Source organism: Microcoleus sp. C2D2 (assembly GCF_036702495.1).
Lineage (GTDB): Bacteria > Cyanobacteriota > Cyanobacteriia > Cyanobacteriales > Microcoleaceae > Microcoleus.
In genome coordinates this window covers 1-16,357 of sequence record NZ_JAUBTO010000166.1, presented here as the reverse complement: position 1 = coordinate 16,357, position 16,357 = coordinate 1, and the positions used below count along the sequence as shown (strand labels likewise).

Below are 16,357 nucleotides of genomic sequence, written 5' to 3'. Positions count from 1 at the left end.
TTAGATTGACCCCACGGATAAATGCGGGGGCTTGAGGATTTTCGATTTTCGATTTGGGATTGATTCCACGGATAAATTACGTGGCGGGTACCACCTTTGAAATTCGCTTGTCAAGCGCCCAATTCGCACAAAACCCGCCCCAAGTTTTTACCTAAACACTCCTTTAAGCCTCTACCTTAACTCCTTTCCAAAAAGCAATATGTCCTGCAATATTTTTAGCAGCATCTTTCGGAGTAGGGTAGTACCAAGCAGCATCTTTATTAACTTGTCCGTCCACTTCGACACTGTAGTAACTAGCAACACCTTTCCAACCGCAAGTCGTGTGAGTGCTGCTGTCCTTGAAATACTCGCGTTTGATGGCATCTGCGGGGAAATAATAGTTGTTGTCTACAACTTCGCACTTGTCGCTCTCGGCCAAAACGGCACCATTCCAAATTGCTTTCGGCATCAGTTTCTCTGCTTAAATTGAGATTCTCAATTATTGTAACTGTATTTGTGCTCAAAAAGCATAGAATAGTGTAGAAGTCAACAACCAACTACTGCAAATGTCAGGGTCGATTCCCCCAACATCTCCTGTGCCGCTGTCCCTCGAACAAGCCCTCAAACATTTTTTTGGCTATGACTCTTTCCGCCCGGGACAGCGGGAAATTGTCGAAGCTGCTTTACAAAAACGGGATATGATGATTGTCATGCCGACTGGCGGTGGCAAGTCTTTGTGTTTTCAATTACCGGCACTGTTGAAACCGGGATTGACAGTGGTTGTTTCGCCGTTAATTGCTCTGATGCAAGACCAGGTGGAAGCTTTGCAGGATAATGGAATTGGGGCGACTTTTCTCAACAGCACTTTGAGCTCTCAGGAAACCCGATCGCGCGAAACTGCAATTCAAGAAGGTAAGATTAAATTGCTCTACGTTGCACCCGAACGCTTGCTCGGTGAGAGATTTTTACCGTTTTTAGATATAGTAGCAAATAAGGTAGGAATTTCGGCATTTGCGATCGACGAAGCCCACTGCGTTTCGGAATGGGGACACGACTTTCGACCAGAATACAGGCAAATGCAACGAGTGCGCGATCGATATCCCGACATTCCAATTATGGGACTAACCGCCACCGCCACCGAGCGCGTCCGCCAAGACATCATCCAGCAGCTAACTCTGCGAAATCCCTACATCCACGTCGCCAGCTTCAACCGCCCCAATTTATACTACGAAGTTCGCCCCAAAACCAAGCACAGTTTTGCCGAAGTTTTGCAAATCATCCAAAAAAAAGGCGGTTCGGGAATTATCTATTGCCTCAGCCGCAAAAAAGTTGATGAAGTTGCCTATAAATTGCAACAAAGCGGCATCCAAGCCTTACCATACCACGCCGGCATGAACGATGTCGATCGCGCAACCAATCAAACCCGCTTCATTCGCGACGACGTGCAAGTAATGGTAGCCACAATTGCCTTTGGTATGGGTATTAACAAACCAGACGTGCGGTTTGTAATTCACTACGACTTGCCCAAGAATCTCGAAGGATACTATCAAGAATCCGGCCGCGCGGGTCGAGACAACGAACCCGCCCATTGCAGCTTATTTTTCGGCTACGGCGATGTCAAAACCATCGACTACATCATCGAGCAAAAACCAGATCCGCAAGAACAACGAATTGCCCGCCAACAGTTGCGCCGAGTAATCAACTATGCAGAATCCAGCGAGTGCCGCCGCACAATCCAGTTAAGTTATTTTGGCGATTCATTCCCCGGAAACTGCGGTACTTGCGATAATTGTTGCAACCAAAAACCCGTCGAAGATTGGACGATTGAGGCAATGAAATTTCTGTCCTGCGTCGCGAGATGCCAAGAAAAATTCGGCATGAATCATATTATTGACGTGCTGCGAGGCTCAAAAAGTCAAAAAGTATTGCAATACCAGCACCACCAACTTTCTACTTACGGAATTGGCAAAGATAGAAGTGCTGATGAATGGAAAAAATTGAGTCGCTCGCTGTTAAATCAAGGTTTTTTAGACGAAAAAACCGACGGATTTCCCGTTTTGAAACTGAATGAAAAAAGTTGGGAAATTATGAAACGTCAGCGCACAGTTGAAATCGCCATTGAACCGCAGCGGGAAGTACAGGAAAAAGTTCGGTATTTAGCAGTAGAAGTAGAAAGTTTATTTGCCATACTGCGGACGCTACGCAAACAAATTGCCGACGAACAATTTGTGCCACCTTACGTAGTTTTTGCTGATAAAAGCTTGCGAGACATGGCAGAAAAACGCCCGCAAAATCTCAGAGAATTCGAGGAGGTTTACGGCGTTGGCAGCAACAAGCGAGATAAGTACGGTAAGGTTTTCTTGGAGGCAATTCGCGCTTTTTGCCAAGAACAAGAATTGCCAACTAATGCTGCATCTTCTGCTGCGGCGAATCTTCCTAATCTTGCTAATGTTGCGTCTTATTCGCAGATGCAAACCTGGGAATTATACCGACAAGGTTTGACAGTTCAAGGAATCGCCAATGCGCGGGGGATGAGTCCTAATACTATTTCTGGGCATCTGGTAGAGTTGATGGAGATGGGCTGGGAAGTTGATATCAATGTGTTGGTGGAATCCGAACGCCAGCAGGCGATTGTGAACGCAATTGAAGTTATTGGGGATGAGAGATTGAAAGCGATTTATGAGTTTTTGCAAGAAGTTTATACGTTTGAGGAGATTAAGTTAGTGCGCGCTTGGTGGCGGCAAAATTATGTCAGTTTTTAACCGCCGATGTAGGCTGATGAAGGCTGATAGACGCAGATAATTAATAGATAGGAGGGGGGAAATGAAAATTTAAAAAGCAGCTTTTTGGGATCGTGAATTAGAGTGGCGTTTTGAACCGATATATTTTTCAGATTTGGCTTTATTAGTTGGCGTGTCGGGCGTCGGCAAAACTCAAATTTTGAAAATAATTTTAACAGCGCTATAAGTCAATAAGCTTGGGTTAGCTAAGCGTGTCATTCTTCGCTATGCTTGGCGCAGTTGCGAGGGTACCAAGCAATCCCCAAGCAATCACCGAGACTTTCTTCAGTTCTCAGCTTTCGTGAGGTGCGAGGGCGAGCAATTACCTTTTTAACTGAACCGTATTGCGCTATAAGTAGCTCGTCAAACCACTTTTTGCGTAAGTAGTGCGCGTGATATCGTTTCCGGTTGGATGGGCACGATCAAGTCAAAGTCAATAATTCCACATTCCCCGACTCCCGACTCCCGACTCCCGACTCCCGACTCCCCATCCCGAACGGTGCAACCGGAATTGATATGAGAGGGAGCAATATTTAAATCCACACGCATGAGACTATTTACACTCACGCACTGCTCCAAGGATTGAATAATATCGATGCAGCCGGAAACGATATTAGGTCTCTCTGTATACCCACAAGCACCCTACATTTTAGAATTGTATTTAGTTGAGGGAAAATTATATGGGTTTTTGAGGGCGATCAATTAAGTTTCTATACTTGAGAATTGTGCAATAAATAGTTTACCTCATTAGACAGCCATTCGTTAAACATATTGTGCAATATTTCTTGATACCGTTGAGGGGTTAATTCGGCAGGGAGAAACTTTTCAACCAGGAACAAGTGATATCCTCGCTCTGTTTCAATTGGACGAATCACTTCTCCGGGTTGAGCGCTAAATACGGCTACGGCTATGTCTGGTTTTAAACCCCACCGATAAACCTTGCCTTCGCAACCGCATAAATGCCGGCGATTTTCGTCAATGTCGTAAAGGTGAGCTGCATCAAAAAAGCTGATTTCTCCTTCTTGAATTTGATAAAATAATTCCTGAGCAAGCTGCAGGTTGGCAACAACTATTTGATAAAGAATTATTTGGTCGAATTGCAATTTGTTTTGAACGAAAACCTTTTCTACTTCTTTGCTAAACAAGTGTTCGGCTAGTTTTTGGGCAAGGAGCCTATCGCGAATTCCGGCCTCTAAATCTTCTACGGAAATCATCTGATCGACCAGCCAAGCAATCGTATCCGCCGCTTTCTCCAAACGCTTCTCGCGGCGGAGTTGGTCGCCCACAACTTGAATTTCTTCGGGAGTCACAGTTAACCCCCGTTCCTGGGCGGCTTTCTCAATAACTTTTTTTTGCAAAACCTTTTGACTAAATGTCTTTAATTGCAGCTCTCGTCTGAGTAGTTCGATGATTTCACTTGCTTCAATCAATGGCTGGGAAAAGTCCTTCATCTTTCTCGGTCAACCTATATAACTCTATTAACTTCATTCCCCGACGCTTCCTGCGGGGTAATTCGCGTTAACGGTTAACGGTTAGCTACATGATGCCATTTGGCAAACTAATAAAATCAGCATTGCTCAAAGTTGTTGCACCCGCTGCGTTAACTGTTCCCAAAACAACAGCTAAAATTCGATCGCCAATATTTGAACTAAACTTGACCAGAGTCGCGTCTGCCGTACCGTCACCGTCAGTATCAAAGGCCACGAGTGTCAAGTCTGCTACCGAAAGTCCCTCTGTCAGCCCAATTTTATCACCTTCAGCGGGATTGAAATCAAAAAGTCGATCGGCTAAAAATGGATTATCTGCTGCACTCGCTGTTACGGTTTTAAATACAAAGGTATCAGCGCCGCTACCTCCAATCAAGTTATCGGTGCCCCAGTCGCCGCAAAGAAAATCGTCGCCCTTGGCGCCAATCAGCAAATCTTGACCTTTTCCTCCCCGCAAAGTATCGTTTCCCTCGCCTCCCTCCATCGCATCGTCACCTCTGTTACCTGTGACAATATCGTCGCCGCTTCCTGCAAAAATTTGATCTATCCCGCTACCGCAAGTAATCACATCGCTGCGGTTGGTGCCGAGCCAATATCCGTCGCCGTTGCTGTCGTAGCTGATAGTTAATGCTGCAGGATAGTTTTCTGGGGCGGTAATTTCTGGAGGTGGGGTTGTGTCAGCATTGCTGTTGTTGTTATTGCCATCGGGAAGTGCGATCGAATTATTGCTGTTACTGTTATCTGTTGGCTCATAAATTATCGCACTCCCGCCGCCAGTACCCGTACTGCCTGGAGAGAAATTAGAAGGACTTGAAATGCCAGAAGTGCCGCCAGTCACCGGGGTGAACGTTGCACCGTCATTATTTGGCGCTGTGGGTGTTGGCGCAGGTGTGGGTGTTGGCGCTGGTGCTGGTGCAGGTGTTGGCGGTGTGATATTAATTATCGGTGCAGAGTCTGTAGCAGCCGGAGTAGGCGCAGGCGCTGGTGCTGGCGCTGGCGCCGAAGCTGTGGCGCTAGTAGTTGGCTCAGTATCTAAACCGCTGCTAGCTGAGGCGCTCGCACTGCTAGAAGTGCCGCCGGGATCCGATGCTGTCTGACTGCTGGTACTGCTCCCTGTCGGAGAAGTCGCTGTCGAGCTGCTACTGCTGGCACTGCTGCTGTCTCCTAACGGCGCAGGTGGTGGCGCTGGTGCTGGTGTTGGCGCTGGTGCTGGTGCTGGCGCAGGTGCTGGCGCTGGCGCCGAAGCTGTGGCGCTAGTAGTTGGGGGCGCGACTGTAGAAGCACTCGCTGCCGCGCTGCTGCTGCTAGATGTAGCCCCCGCAGTGTAAGCAGTCTGACTGCTGGTACTGCTTCCCGTCGGGGAAGTGGCTGTCGCGCTGCTGGTACTGCCGGCACCGCTGCTATCTACAAAGGAACTAGAGCTGCTGGAACTGCTGCTGCTGCCGGCACCAGGGTTAGATGAATCTGAGGGAGGCATGGCAATTTATCTCCTTTTAGCTTTATGGCTGTCGGGCTGAATTTTCATTAAATTTGATTTAACCATCGCAATCACCATCAAAACGCTTTTTAATATTTGAAATCCACCTTACACTGGCCGGCACTCTAGCTGTTTTCAATTGGGTGAGTACAACCTCACAATTACTTTTTTTCAATTACCATTTCAAATTCAACTGCCAACCGCGAGCGCAAATCATGAGGGCGGACTGCTAAAGTTGAACAAATATCTGCTATGGTTCAAGGATACAGAATAACTTTTTTCAGTGCCAGCCTAAGAGTTAGCTGTAGCTGAGGCTTCCGTAAAAGCAATATAAAGACTAACATAGACCTTTGTGTCAGTGTTAGCCAGAGTCGAAGTATTTTCGCCAATAGCAAAAGCATTAGCACCAACACTGCCAAATCCATAAATGGCAAAATTGTTAGCGCTACCAGTCGCGATCGTCTAACCAGCACCTACAAGCTTACTTGCTCTTGACACTGTCTCTATATAGTCTAAGTCATCAATAATCCAGTTTTTCCACCGCCACAATTTTTAGTAGATGCTTAACTGATGTTAAAATGCGAGCCACTCAAAGCGATTAAGGATGTTGACAGTATATAAAAGCTATGTAAAGTTGGGCGATAATTTGTGAACTACCTATATAGGGGTCAATCCAGAAATTATTGCATTTCTTTACAGAGCTGAGTTTCTGACGGATAGTCTACACTACTGTGACTACATCTACAATTAGTAAAAACGAGTCGTCGAACTCGAACTGCTGGAAGAGCTACCAAAGCCAAGCCCGATAGTTATGATGGTTGTCAATGTGGATGTAGAAGTTACCTTACCGTTGGGTCCTAAGAAAGGTGCAGGAGGGGCATAACTGGAGACTTTGTAGGAGAAGGAGGTGACAACAACTCCGCCAACAATACGGGTTTCTGTTTCTTCGGAAACAACTTCTACATGGTTGAGGTCTGAGATAATCATGGTTTTTTTCCTTGTGGGTTAACTCCTTGCTCGAAGCAATCTTGTTTGCCTTCGATGTACCTAATATATCTGACTAATTAGAGCTGTGTTGCCAATTTGGCAGATTTGTGGAAATTTAAATGTAAAGTAAACTTCATGAATATTTGTAAATTGTTGGTTCAAAAGCTACAGAAAATCTATTTATTTTGATATTCAAAAACCAGCCTCGTTTTATAGTCTTTTTTCTACCGCCACAATTTTTAGTATATGCTTAACTGATGTTAAAATGCGAGCCACTCAAAGCGATTAAGGATGTTGACACTATTTAAACTAGCTATGTAAAGTTGGGCGATAATTTGTGAACTACCTCTATAGGGGTCAATCCAGGAATTATTGCATTTCTTTACATAGCTGAGTTTCTGACCGCTGGTCTACACTGCTGTTAGTAGTACCAGGGGTAGCCGTAAGAACTAGTACTCGAACTCGAATTGCTGGAAGAGCTAGAAGATCCAGGCCCGGTAGTTGTGCCGGTGGATGTGGATGTAGAAGTTCCCGGACCGTAGGCATAAGCACCTGCATTAGCATAGGCAGAACTGTAGCCGTAGCCGTAGTAGGGGTAGTAGGGGTAGTACGGGTCGTAATATCCGCCTTCAATACTGGTTTCTGTTTCTTCGGAAACAACTTCTACATGGTTCAGGTCTGAGATAATCATGGTTTTTTTCCTTGTGGGTTAACTGCTTGCTCCAAGCAATCTTGTTTGCTTTCGATGTACCTAATATATCTGGACTAATTAGAGCTGTGTTGCCAATTTGGCAGATTTGTGGAAATTTAAATGTAAAGTTAATTTTATGAATATTTGTAAATTGTTGGTTCAAAAGCTACAGAAAATCGATGTATTTTGATATTCAAAAACCAGCCTCGTTTTATACTCTATTAACGAGACAGGTTGTGTGCGTACTGAAAAACCCGATCGCCCGCGATGAGTCATATCAAATCAGGTGGCATCGGAATTGATATTACCCCCAGTCAGGACAGGGCGCCGTGCCGTTTCCCGAAAATTAATCGGGCGAGGCTTGCATCTTCCATCAAGGGCGAAGGCGGGCGAGCCCTCGCCGGTGCTACGATTATTGGGGCCTAGGGAAATGGCACGGTGCGGTGTCCGACCTTGCCGTGTTGTCGATGGTTAGATCCTAGAACACTCGAAGAGAGCAATTCGATCGTCCAATCCGGTTGATTTTACCCGTTATATCAATTCTGCGCTTCATCGTCGGGCGTAAAATCGAGAAGGGTACTCAACAATCACGGACGGTACAACCGGAATTGAGATCGACCAAAAAACAGGTACACTCAAGGCGGGCGATCGGGTTGTCAGTCGATCGACTAAATTACTTGCCCGCCAAACTAAACCAGCGCATCTTAAATCCAGCAAAAAATTCTTGATTGTGAACCTCAACCCCCGGCGCCAAGATATTTGAACCTTCGCCCGCGACTTCAGCGACAAAACCTCTGGTATCTGAGTGCAACTCTCTAAAAACCTGAATTGCATCACCCCCTCGAACTCCGGCTGGTTTTTCCCCCACCACTTCCAGATGATCTAAATCGTCAATTTTGCCCAAAGCAGACTTAGTTCCCGATTTACTCGACTTGCTGATTTGACTGTTTTCCTTGAGCAAGCGGTTGGAAGTACGGTAAGGGATATAGTCGAGAGGGTTGTAACCCGTGCACCGCAAAAGTAAAAAACAAGCCCAAGAATACTTTCCTGCCAGGATGGCTGAAATTATCTCATCCAATTCTTCGGGTTTAATTCTAAATTGGGAATGATTGGCAGAATGGTGAAATTGGGAGTTCATTATTAATTTTATCCTGTTTTGTGTAAATTGGTAGACTGTTGACTGCTGACTGCTGACTGCTGACTGCTGACTGTTGACTAATGACTAATGACTAATTTCTACAAACTCATGCCGCCCTTTTGTAGTTGCTTGAGGGGGTCGAGCAAAATGTCGGCTATGGAACGCTGGCGGATAACAATTTCTGCAGTAGCTGTCTGGCCAGCTTTGAGTTTCCAGGTTTGATTGTTGGCTTTCACTGAGTCTCGATCGATACTCACTTCCACCCGGTAAAAAACACCCAATCGCTCGTCTGTTTTGGCATCCGGCGAAATCGATACAACTTTTCCCGGAATCACGCCGTAATTTTGATAGGGAAAAGCATCGAATTTGACTTGTACTGGCATTCCGGTTTTGACAAAACCCGCTTCTCGGTTCGGCAAACTCACTTCCAGCACTAGCGGAGCGTGATTCGGAGTCACTTCTGCAATGGTTTGACCGGGTTGAACGAATTCGCCGGTGTTCTGAATGTTGAGCGCGGAAATTACTCCGGTGACGGGTGCGTAGATAAATCTTTGTTTGAGCTTATTTTTTGCTTGAGCGAGCAGGGTTTTTGTTTCGGCTATTTTGGATTTGGCTTGATTTAATTCCATTTCTAACTGCTGAATTTTTTGCTCTTTTTCTAACTGGGTTTGGCGCGCTGCGGCTTCTTTGCTGGAGGCTTCGGCTTGCAGCCGATCGACTTCTGCCATTTGTTCTGTTAATTGGCCTTGCATTTTGCCGATCGAATTAATACGATCGCGCAAACCTTGCTCGACTTCAAACAGCTTTTCCTTAACCTGAGTTGTATCCGACAGTTGACTCCTGAGGGCAGCACTTTGCCTGTCGCGCACGGTTTGCTCGACCTCAAATACTCGATCGTCAGCCTGAGTTGTCTCCCCCAACTGGCTTCTAATAACGGCATTTTCGCTTTCTCGCATAGCTTCCTCAGCTTGAAACAAAACATCTTTTGACAGCGCTCCCTCATCTACCAAAGGTTTGAGCCGCGCTATCCGTTCTTTGTGAGCCGCCACTTTTGCTTGCAACCCGGCCAACAAATCTTGGCTCTTATTTTGCAGCGGTTTCACCTGCTCGCGCCTAGCCTGTTGAGAAGTGACATCGGTTTTCAGTTGCGATAACAGATTTTCTGCCTGTTTTTCCAGAGGTTTGAGCTGTTGCTTGCGCGCTTGCTGAGACACTACATCTGCTTGCAATTGCTCGATTTGAGACTGCGTGGCAGCCACTGAAGCGCGAGCCCCATCGATCGCAGCTTGGGCCCCCTGCTTCTGTGCAGCAGCAATAGCTTGGCTCGCTTCAGCTTCCAGTCGAGTTCTTTCGATCAAACTAATCTGCTGCACCAATTGAATCTGATCGGCGCCCAGAATTTTCTCAAGACGCTCCACCTCGCTCTCTGCAGTGGACGGGTCTAATTCCGCCAATAATTGTCCTGCTTTGATTTTTTGACCTTCTTTGATAGCGAGGTTAATAATTTTTCCCGTCTCCGTCGGATGAATTTTGTAAACAGCACCTTTGGGAACTAATTTGCCCTGAGCATGACCGACTTGGTCAATTTTCCCCAAAGTTGCCCACGCTCCAAAAGCTACAGAAAAAACCATTCCTCCTAATATCAACCGCTGGGGAAAAGATACTGCCGGCTGGTCGAGTACCGAGTGCAAAGAAGTAGACCAATTATCAGCATCATGCTGCGGGAACTTCGCAGTATTGATACCGTCATTAGTTTGAGAGGAGCGATTTTGAGATTCGACCACTTCTAAATATCGGTCTTTTTTTATGGCTTTGTTTTCTGGGGTTGAAGCTACGCCCCCATAAACTTCTGCTATTTCATCAGGAGCGCCGCCTAATTCTTCGATCTCTTCTGAAAGCATAGTATTTTCTCCAAATTAGTTTGTTTACAGTTGGCCGTTGGCAGTTTTTAGGAGTTATAAATCAGGCGTCAGGAGTCAAAAGTTAGAAGTTAGGAGTCAGGAGTAATTGGGAATTGGTCATTAAAATTATCTTTAGTCTTGTGTTGTTGCTAATGACTAATGACTAATGACAATGACTAATGACTAATGACTAACGACTAACGACTAATGACTAATGACTGACGACTAATGACAATGACTAATGACTAACGACTAACGACTAATGACTAATGACTAATGACTTAAATATCGAGTTGTTGCTGAGCGAGGTGATAGTAAAGTCCGCGTTCGGCTATCAATTGGTCGTGCTTGCCTTGTTCGACTAAAATGCCTTTGTCTAGAACCAAAATTCGATCGGCATTACGCACGGTAGACAACCGATGAGCGATGACAAAGACAGTGCGATCGCGGCCGATGCGAGCCAGATTTTGCTGGAACCTGCGCTCAGACTCGGTATCCAGCGAAGAAGTTGCTTCGTCCAAAATCAAAATTCGGGGATTGCCCAACAAAGCGCGGGCGATCGCAATTCGCTGTCGCTGACCTCCAGACAAACTCGTTCCCCTCTCCCCGACAGGAGTTTGATAGCCCAGTGGCATATCTTGAATAAAAGCGTGAGCTTCTGCTAGCTTCGCCACTTCTATCGCCTCTTCCAAGCTTGCAGAATCAGCATTCTCTCCATTTTTGTACAAGGTAATATTTTCCAAAATCGTTCCCGAAAACAAGAAACAATCTTGAGGGACAACACCCAACTGAACTCGCAGCGACTGCAGAGAAATGTGTCGAATATCGTGGCCGTCAACTGTCAGCCGCCCTTTTTCTGGATAATAGAAACCTTGCAGCAGCTTCACCAAAGTACTCTTACCCGAACCGCTGCGGCCGACAATTGCCACAGTTTCTCCAGCTTGCACCTCAAAGCAAAGATTTTGCAGCGTATTGCGTTCCTCATCCTGAGCATAGCGGAAAGAAACATTGTCAAACTTGACGTTTCCCTGGATCCGAGGCAGCACCAGCATTGGCTTGTAAGGGCTTTCTTCAGGTTGGGCAGAGAATACATCATCCAAACGCTCGATCGAAACGAGCACTTCTTGAAACTCATCCCAAAGTCCCACCACTGAAAGCACAGGAGAAATCACGCTCCCAATCATCATATTAAAAGCGACAAACTGACCGATCGTCAAATCATCTTGAATCACCAGCATTGCCCCATACCACAGCAAAGCCGTACTCCCCAAAGTATTAATCCCACCCCCGATCGCCTGCAAAGCATTAGCCAACTTCTGCCCCCGAAATTTAGCATTAATCATGCAGGTTAATTCGTCTTCCCAGCGCCAGCGCATTTCTCGCTCAGCAGCAGTTGCCTTAACCGTTGCCACCCCAGTAATCATTTCCACCAAAGATGAATTTTGCTTAGCACTTTCGGCAAAAACCTCCCGGGAAACTTGTCGCAGAAACGGAGTTGCCACTAAAGTCAAAATCACGATCGGCGGGATCAAAGCCAGCACCAACAAAGCCAGACGCCCGTTATAGTAAAACATCAGTCCGATGTAAACCACAGCCATCAAAGCATCCAACCAAGCAGTAATAGCTTGGCGAGTCAAAAACGCCTGAATTTTTTGATTTTCCTGAACCCGCGTCAAGATATCGCCCACCTGACGAGATTCAAAAAACTTGATCGGCAAAGTGAGAGTGTGACTGATAAAGCCGCTAATTAAAGTCAGGTCAATGCGGTTCGACAAATAATCGAGCAAATATTGTCTCGTTGCCCCCAACAGCGTTCGCCAAATACTAAACAGCAGCAGTCCGATCGCAAAAACGTGCAGAGTTACTATGCTTTTGCTAACAACTACTTGGTCTAAAATTACTTGGGTAAATAGGGGAGTAACTAGCCCAAATATTTGGATAAACAAGGAGAGAATCAAAATTTGGGCGATCGCAGCGCGGTAGGGCCAGACTATGCCGACAAAACTTTTAATTTTGATGCCTTTATGTTCGGCACTGTGATTGCGATATAGCTCCGCTGTCGGGTCTAAAATTAGGGCATAGCCAGTCCAATTTTCCGTAAAACTTTTAACGCTCATCCACCGCTTGCCCACCGCCGGATCTGCCACTAAAACCTGTTGATTTTTAAAGCGGTAAACTGCAACGTAGTGATTGCCTTGCCAGTGAGCGATCCAGGGATTTTGATTGCGCAGCGGAGTTAAAGAAGCTCGCACGGGACGGGTTTGAAATCCCATTCTTTCCGCTGCTTTTGCCAAATTTTTGAGCGACGCGCCGCTGCGGCCGATTTCTGCCAATTCGCGCAAGTAATTCAGGCTGAATTTCTTACCCCAATATTCGCTAATCATGGCTAAGCAGGTGGCTCCGCAATCTGCTGCGCTCTGTTGTTGAATAAATGGGTGTCCGCTGCTTAACCATTTGCGCTGCTTGGGTTTGGGAAAGCTGATGATTCCGGCTGCCGGTTTTTGCTGCTCGAGGGCGGTTAATTTTGCCTGCTCGGTTTTTGAGGTAGAGCTAGCATTTTGGGGCAGCGTTACTAAGCTTAAAATTGGAGGTTTGCGGATTATTTTAGGGCGGGAATTGCTTTCGGAACTAATTGTGGCTTTGGCCATTTCCCACTGTTCGGCGCTAAGCTGGTAAATTAACAGGTTTGTTGCGGCTTTCCAGTCGCTCGGTACCTCTGAATGTCCCCAGTTACTGCCGATAATTGGCGGTGCTTGACCTTGAATTTGACCGCTGCGGAGCCAAAAATGATTGGTAGATTTTTGGCAGTGCTCAGCGAGGGAAACTCCGGCAGGAATTCGGCTTTCTTCTATGTAAGGAAGTAACTGGGGCCACAGAAGCTGTTGTTGGTAGGGAGCGAGCGATCGCAAATCTGTTTGTGTCTTGAAAAATATTAACCGCTGGACCTGTTGGAATTTTTGCTGCAAGTGCTGTTGCAGTTGGGGAAATTCCTCTAAAATAAGCTGCAATTTTGTGGCCGCAATTCGAGCGATTTGGCAAGTACCCGCCGCAATTGCCCTGTAAGGCAGTCCGCTTTCAATAAATAGGTTGTCTGTCCCAAATATTGCTCCGACTTCCAGTACCACCGCCGAAATTTCCTGCTGTTGAGAGGCTTCTACTGCTAGCAGCCTGACTCTTCCCTCGCAAACTAAATAAAAATTGCGTGAAGCGAAGCTATCCCGTAGGGAATCGCTCTGTTCTTTCTCAACTAAATTGTTGGTATTATCCGGTATTTTATATTTTGTGATTTCATCTCCGAGCTGAAACTCGCACATTTCACATACTGTATTTAATTTTGAAATTAATGTCGCTTCTGCATCGATTTCCTCCAATAGTTTTTGAATAGCTGGAACCGTCTGCAATGAGGCTGGGGATTGCTCGAAGTAATTCGGTATCCCTAAAGTGTTTTTCATAGATTTCCCTGATCTTTTTCCTGAAATTTATTGAGCGAGCAGTCACCCGGTTATGTCCAATTTGTGTTGTTTTTAGTGCCACCTAGCTCGCTTAAAAATACTTTTTGAGTTGTGCGGCTCAAAACTGTTATTTCAAAGATTCTTTGAGTTCTTTGGGGATGTCGGAATTCGGGCTTTTTCAGGAAAGTACGGTTATTGCGTAAGTGTTGTTTTTGCTCGCTCCCCTCATAGCTTACATAATAAATAGGTATTAGGGCTAGGGTTAAATGCTCATCTTTACAGAATCTTTATAGTTTAGCTGAGTGTCGCGGATAATTGTGCCCATCGTGTAAAGGAAATCGGACAGAGCTTCTGCCTTCTACGTCAATATAGGCAGATAGCTTAATTAAATATTACAATATTTTACTTGTCAATAATTTGTGCAGTCGAGAAAAATCAATGTAAAGAAATATTGCTCAATTGTTGCTGGAATTACATTAATTAATTGAGAATTGAGCCGGGCTATTTAGCGGGATTCTAGCCAAGAAGTAGGAGTTCCGATTCTGGGGGGGAAACCCCTCGCTGGTGGAAACACTAACTTGGCAGCGGACGCAGAAACCGGGTTTTTTACTACATCTCGTGCAGGGCGCGAGCCAAGAAACCCGGTTTATAAAAGGTTTCTTTGTCAGGGGGTGAAACCCCTCGCTGGTGGAAACACTAACTAACTTTGCAGCGGACGCAGAAACCGGGTTTTTTACTACATCTCGTGGAGGGCGTGAGCCAAGAAACCCGGTTTATAAAAGGTTTCTTTGCTATGAACAGATCCGGGACTGTCCGTTTTTTTCAGTTCCCTGCGGAAAAATCGTCAAATTCTTTTCCTTTCGGCAGAAGGCTATTATGCCCAAGGCTATGATGCAGAAAGCTAGAGATGGTAAATTCACACCAAATACTTCGAGGGCGCACAACGCCAGCAAAATAACTATGAACCGCCCCGCACCTGAGGCCCACTCTCAAATGAGCGACATTGCACGCGCCAACCTCAGCCAGCTAGTCGATTACAGTTCCATTCGATCGATACCCGAAATTTGGGAGCTCGTCAAACAGCGATTTCCTCAAACCGTCGCCCTCCACGACCCTCACAGCCAGCCGGAAATCAAACTGACCTACACTGACCTGTACCAACAAATACAGCAATTCGTCGCCGGCCTCCAAGCCCTGGGCATCGAAGCCAATCCAGGAGAAGCCGTCCCGAACCGCGTCGCCCTCTCCGCCGACAACAGCCCCCGCTGGCTGATAGCCGACGAAGGTATCATGATGGCCGGGGCCGCCAACGTTGTTCGAGGCGCCACCGCCGACGCCGAAGAACTTCTAGACATCATCCAAGACAGCGGCTGCACCGCCTTGGTAGTCGAAAACCTGGCATTACTCAGAAAGCTGCAACAGCACCTCAACAGTATTTTTAGCTTCAGGAGTGAAAGAAGCTTTTTAGCGACACCAATCCGCAAATATTCGTCTACTGTTTTCCGGTTGCGGAGTGGCGGCTTTGGCAGACGGTCGATTTCCCGATCGTGCTAGGGCGATCGCACTACAAGTAACTGTAATCGACCTTGGTAAATTCATGTGTTTCTATGTAACTATAAGTTTCATCATCTTATAGCTCTCGATCGGCCCTACTTCCAATTTTCTTGTAAAATAGATGGAGATGGGGTGTAAAGTTGATATAAGTAGAGAGGAAAATTCAAAAACTAGCTTTTTGCGCTCGTGAATTATAGTGACGTTTGGCACCGACATATTTTTTCCTAATTGTAACTAAATTAAAGCCGTTTTGTCAACTTAAAAAACAAAATTTAAGAGACAATTTAAATTAAAAAGTACCGTAAATCATGCAAATTACGATCGACCTTCCCGACAATCTCCCCCTGACTGAAGCCGATTTGAGGATAGAATTGGCGATCGTACTTTATCAGCAGCACAGCCTCAGTCTCGATCGAGCTGCTCAACTTGCTTTAATGTCTGTGGACGACTTCTACCAACTATTAATCAGCCGCCATATTGTCACCCAGCCTGCCGATCCCGATGACGAACCCGCCGAACTCGTCTTAGCCAGCCTCCGTAACTCCCTCCAGCAAATTAAAGAAGGCAAATTGCATCCTATTTCCGAACTGTGGGATGGCATTGATGACTGACGAGACACCCCAAATCCAAATTGTCTTTTCCGATGAGTTCAAAACACGAGTTCGCACCTTAATTAAACGCTACCGCAGCATCCGCACCGACCTACAACCGCTACTTAATGAACTCCAGTCTGGCAACTTCATTGGCGACAAAATCCCCGGCACTGGCTACACTGTATTCAAAGTCCGCCTCAAAAACAGCGACATCCAAAAAGGCAAAAGTGGCGGCTACCGAGTTAGGAATGAGAATTAAATAACTTCCACAAGTTTGTGGGATGGGCGTCCCGCCCGTCCAAAAAGGACGGGCGGGAC

At 46.1% G+C, this 16,357-nt stretch carries 13 protein-coding genes; 5 read left to right on the top strand and 8 right to left on the bottom strand.

Features of this window, described 5'->3' with window-relative positions:
• Window positions 1-163 precede the first annotated feature (163 nt).
• The gene (locus QUB61_RS32880) at window positions 164-448 is read right to left on the bottom strand and encodes a DUF427 domain-containing protein (RefSeq protein ID WP_333132639.1); all 285 of its coding nucleotides are present in this window, start codon (window positions 446-448) and stop codon (window positions 164-166) included.
• 97 nt (window positions 449-545) lie between these two features.
• Here QUB61_RS32880 and recQ point away from each other — a divergent pair, with 97 nt between their 5' ends.
• Window positions 546-2,741, top strand: a complete 2,196-nt coding sequence (recQ, locus tag QUB61_RS32875; RefSeq protein ID WP_333132640.1) for a DNA helicase RecQ — start codon at window positions 546-548, stop codon at window positions 2,739-2,741.
• Window positions 2,742-3,469: 728 nt separating this feature from the next.
• On the opposite strand, the gene QUB61_RS32870 is transcribed toward recQ, so the two are convergent.
• From QUB61_RS32870 to QUB61_RS32855, 4 genes are all read right to left on the bottom strand, one after another.
• Window positions 3,470-4,210: a peptidylprolyl isomerase gene (locus QUB61_RS32870; protein ID WP_333132641.1), complete on the bottom strand. Its 741-nt coding sequence runs from the start codon at window positions 4,208-4,210 to the stop codon at window positions 3,470-3,472.
• A gap of 85 nt (window positions 4,211-4,295) precedes the next feature.
• On the bottom strand, window positions 4,296-5,723 hold the full coding sequence (locus QUB61_RS32865) for a hypothetical protein (protein ID WP_333190299.1): 1,428 nt from the start codon (window positions 5,721-5,723) through the stop codon (window positions 4,296-4,298).
• A 747-nt stretch (window positions 5,724-6,470) separates the two neighbouring features.
• The gene (locus tag QUB61_RS32860; protein ID WP_333132644.1) at window positions 6,471-6,710 is read right to left on the bottom strand and encodes a hypothetical protein; all 240 of its coding nucleotides are present in this window, start codon (window positions 6,708-6,710) and stop codon (window positions 6,471-6,473) included.
• A 421-nt stretch (window positions 6,711-7,131) separates the two neighbouring features.
• On the bottom strand, window positions 7,132-7,401 hold the full coding sequence (locus QUB61_RS32855) for a hypothetical protein (protein ID WP_333132645.1): 270 nt from the start codon (window positions 7,399-7,401) through the stop codon (window positions 7,132-7,134).
• 267 nt (window positions 7,402-7,668) lie between these two features.
• Between QUB61_RS32855 and QUB61_RS32850 the strand changes: the two genes are divergently transcribed.
• Entirely contained in the window at window positions 7,669-7,827 is a 159-nt protein-coding gene (locus QUB61_RS32850) for a hypothetical protein (protein ID WP_333190297.1), read from the top strand.
• A gap of 247 nt (window positions 7,828-8,074) precedes the next feature.
• Here QUB61_RS32850 and QUB61_RS32845 read toward each other — a convergent pair whose 3' ends face one another.
• The 3 genes from QUB61_RS32845 to QUB61_RS32835 all read right to left on the bottom strand — a co-directional run bounded on the left by QUB61_RS32845 (window position 8,075) and on the right by QUB61_RS32835 (window position 13,892).
• A complete protein-coding gene (locus tag QUB61_RS32845) occupies window positions 8,075-8,539 on the bottom strand; it encodes a HetP family heterocyst commitment protein (RefSeq protein ID WP_333132646.1) in 465 nt (154 codons plus the stop codon).
• Window positions 8,540-8,637: 98 nt separating this feature from the next.
• Window positions 8,638-10,440, bottom strand: a complete 1,803-nt coding sequence (locus QUB61_RS32840) for an HlyD family efflux transporter periplasmic adaptor subunit (RefSeq protein ID WP_333132647.1) — start codon at window positions 10,438-10,440, stop codon at window positions 8,638-8,640.
• 281 nt (window positions 10,441-10,721) lie between these two features.
• Window positions 10,722-13,892 (bottom strand): ABC transporter transmembrane domain-containing protein, encoded by a 3,171-nt coding sequence (locus QUB61_RS32835; protein WP_333132648.1) that lies wholly within the window; start codon window positions 13,890-13,892, stop codon window positions 10,722-10,724.
• A gap of 876 nt (window positions 13,893-14,768) precedes the next feature.
• Between QUB61_RS32835 and QUB61_RS32830 the strand changes: the two genes are divergently transcribed.
• The 3 genes from QUB61_RS32830 to QUB61_RS32820 all read left to right on the top strand — a co-directional run bounded on the left by QUB61_RS32830 (window position 14,769) and on the right by QUB61_RS32820 (window position 16,298).
• The gene (locus QUB61_RS32830; RefSeq protein WP_333132649.1) at window positions 14,769-15,446 is read left to right on the top strand and encodes an AMP-binding protein; all 678 of its coding nucleotides are present in this window, start codon (window positions 14,769-14,771) and stop codon (window positions 15,444-15,446) included.
• Window positions 15,447-15,754: 308 nt separating this feature from the next.
• Entirely contained in the window at window positions 15,755-16,057 is a 303-nt protein-coding gene (locus QUB61_RS32825) for a UPF0175 family protein (protein WP_333132650.1), read from the top strand.
• Window positions 16,050-16,298: a hypothetical protein gene (locus QUB61_RS32820; RefSeq protein ID WP_333132651.1), complete on the top strand. Its 249-nt coding sequence runs from the start codon at window positions 16,050-16,052 to the stop codon at window positions 16,296-16,298. The genes QUB61_RS32825 and QUB61_RS32820 overlap by 8 nt, the downstream gene beginning before the upstream one ends.
• The last annotated feature ends 59 nt before the right edge of the window (window positions 16,299-16,357 follow it).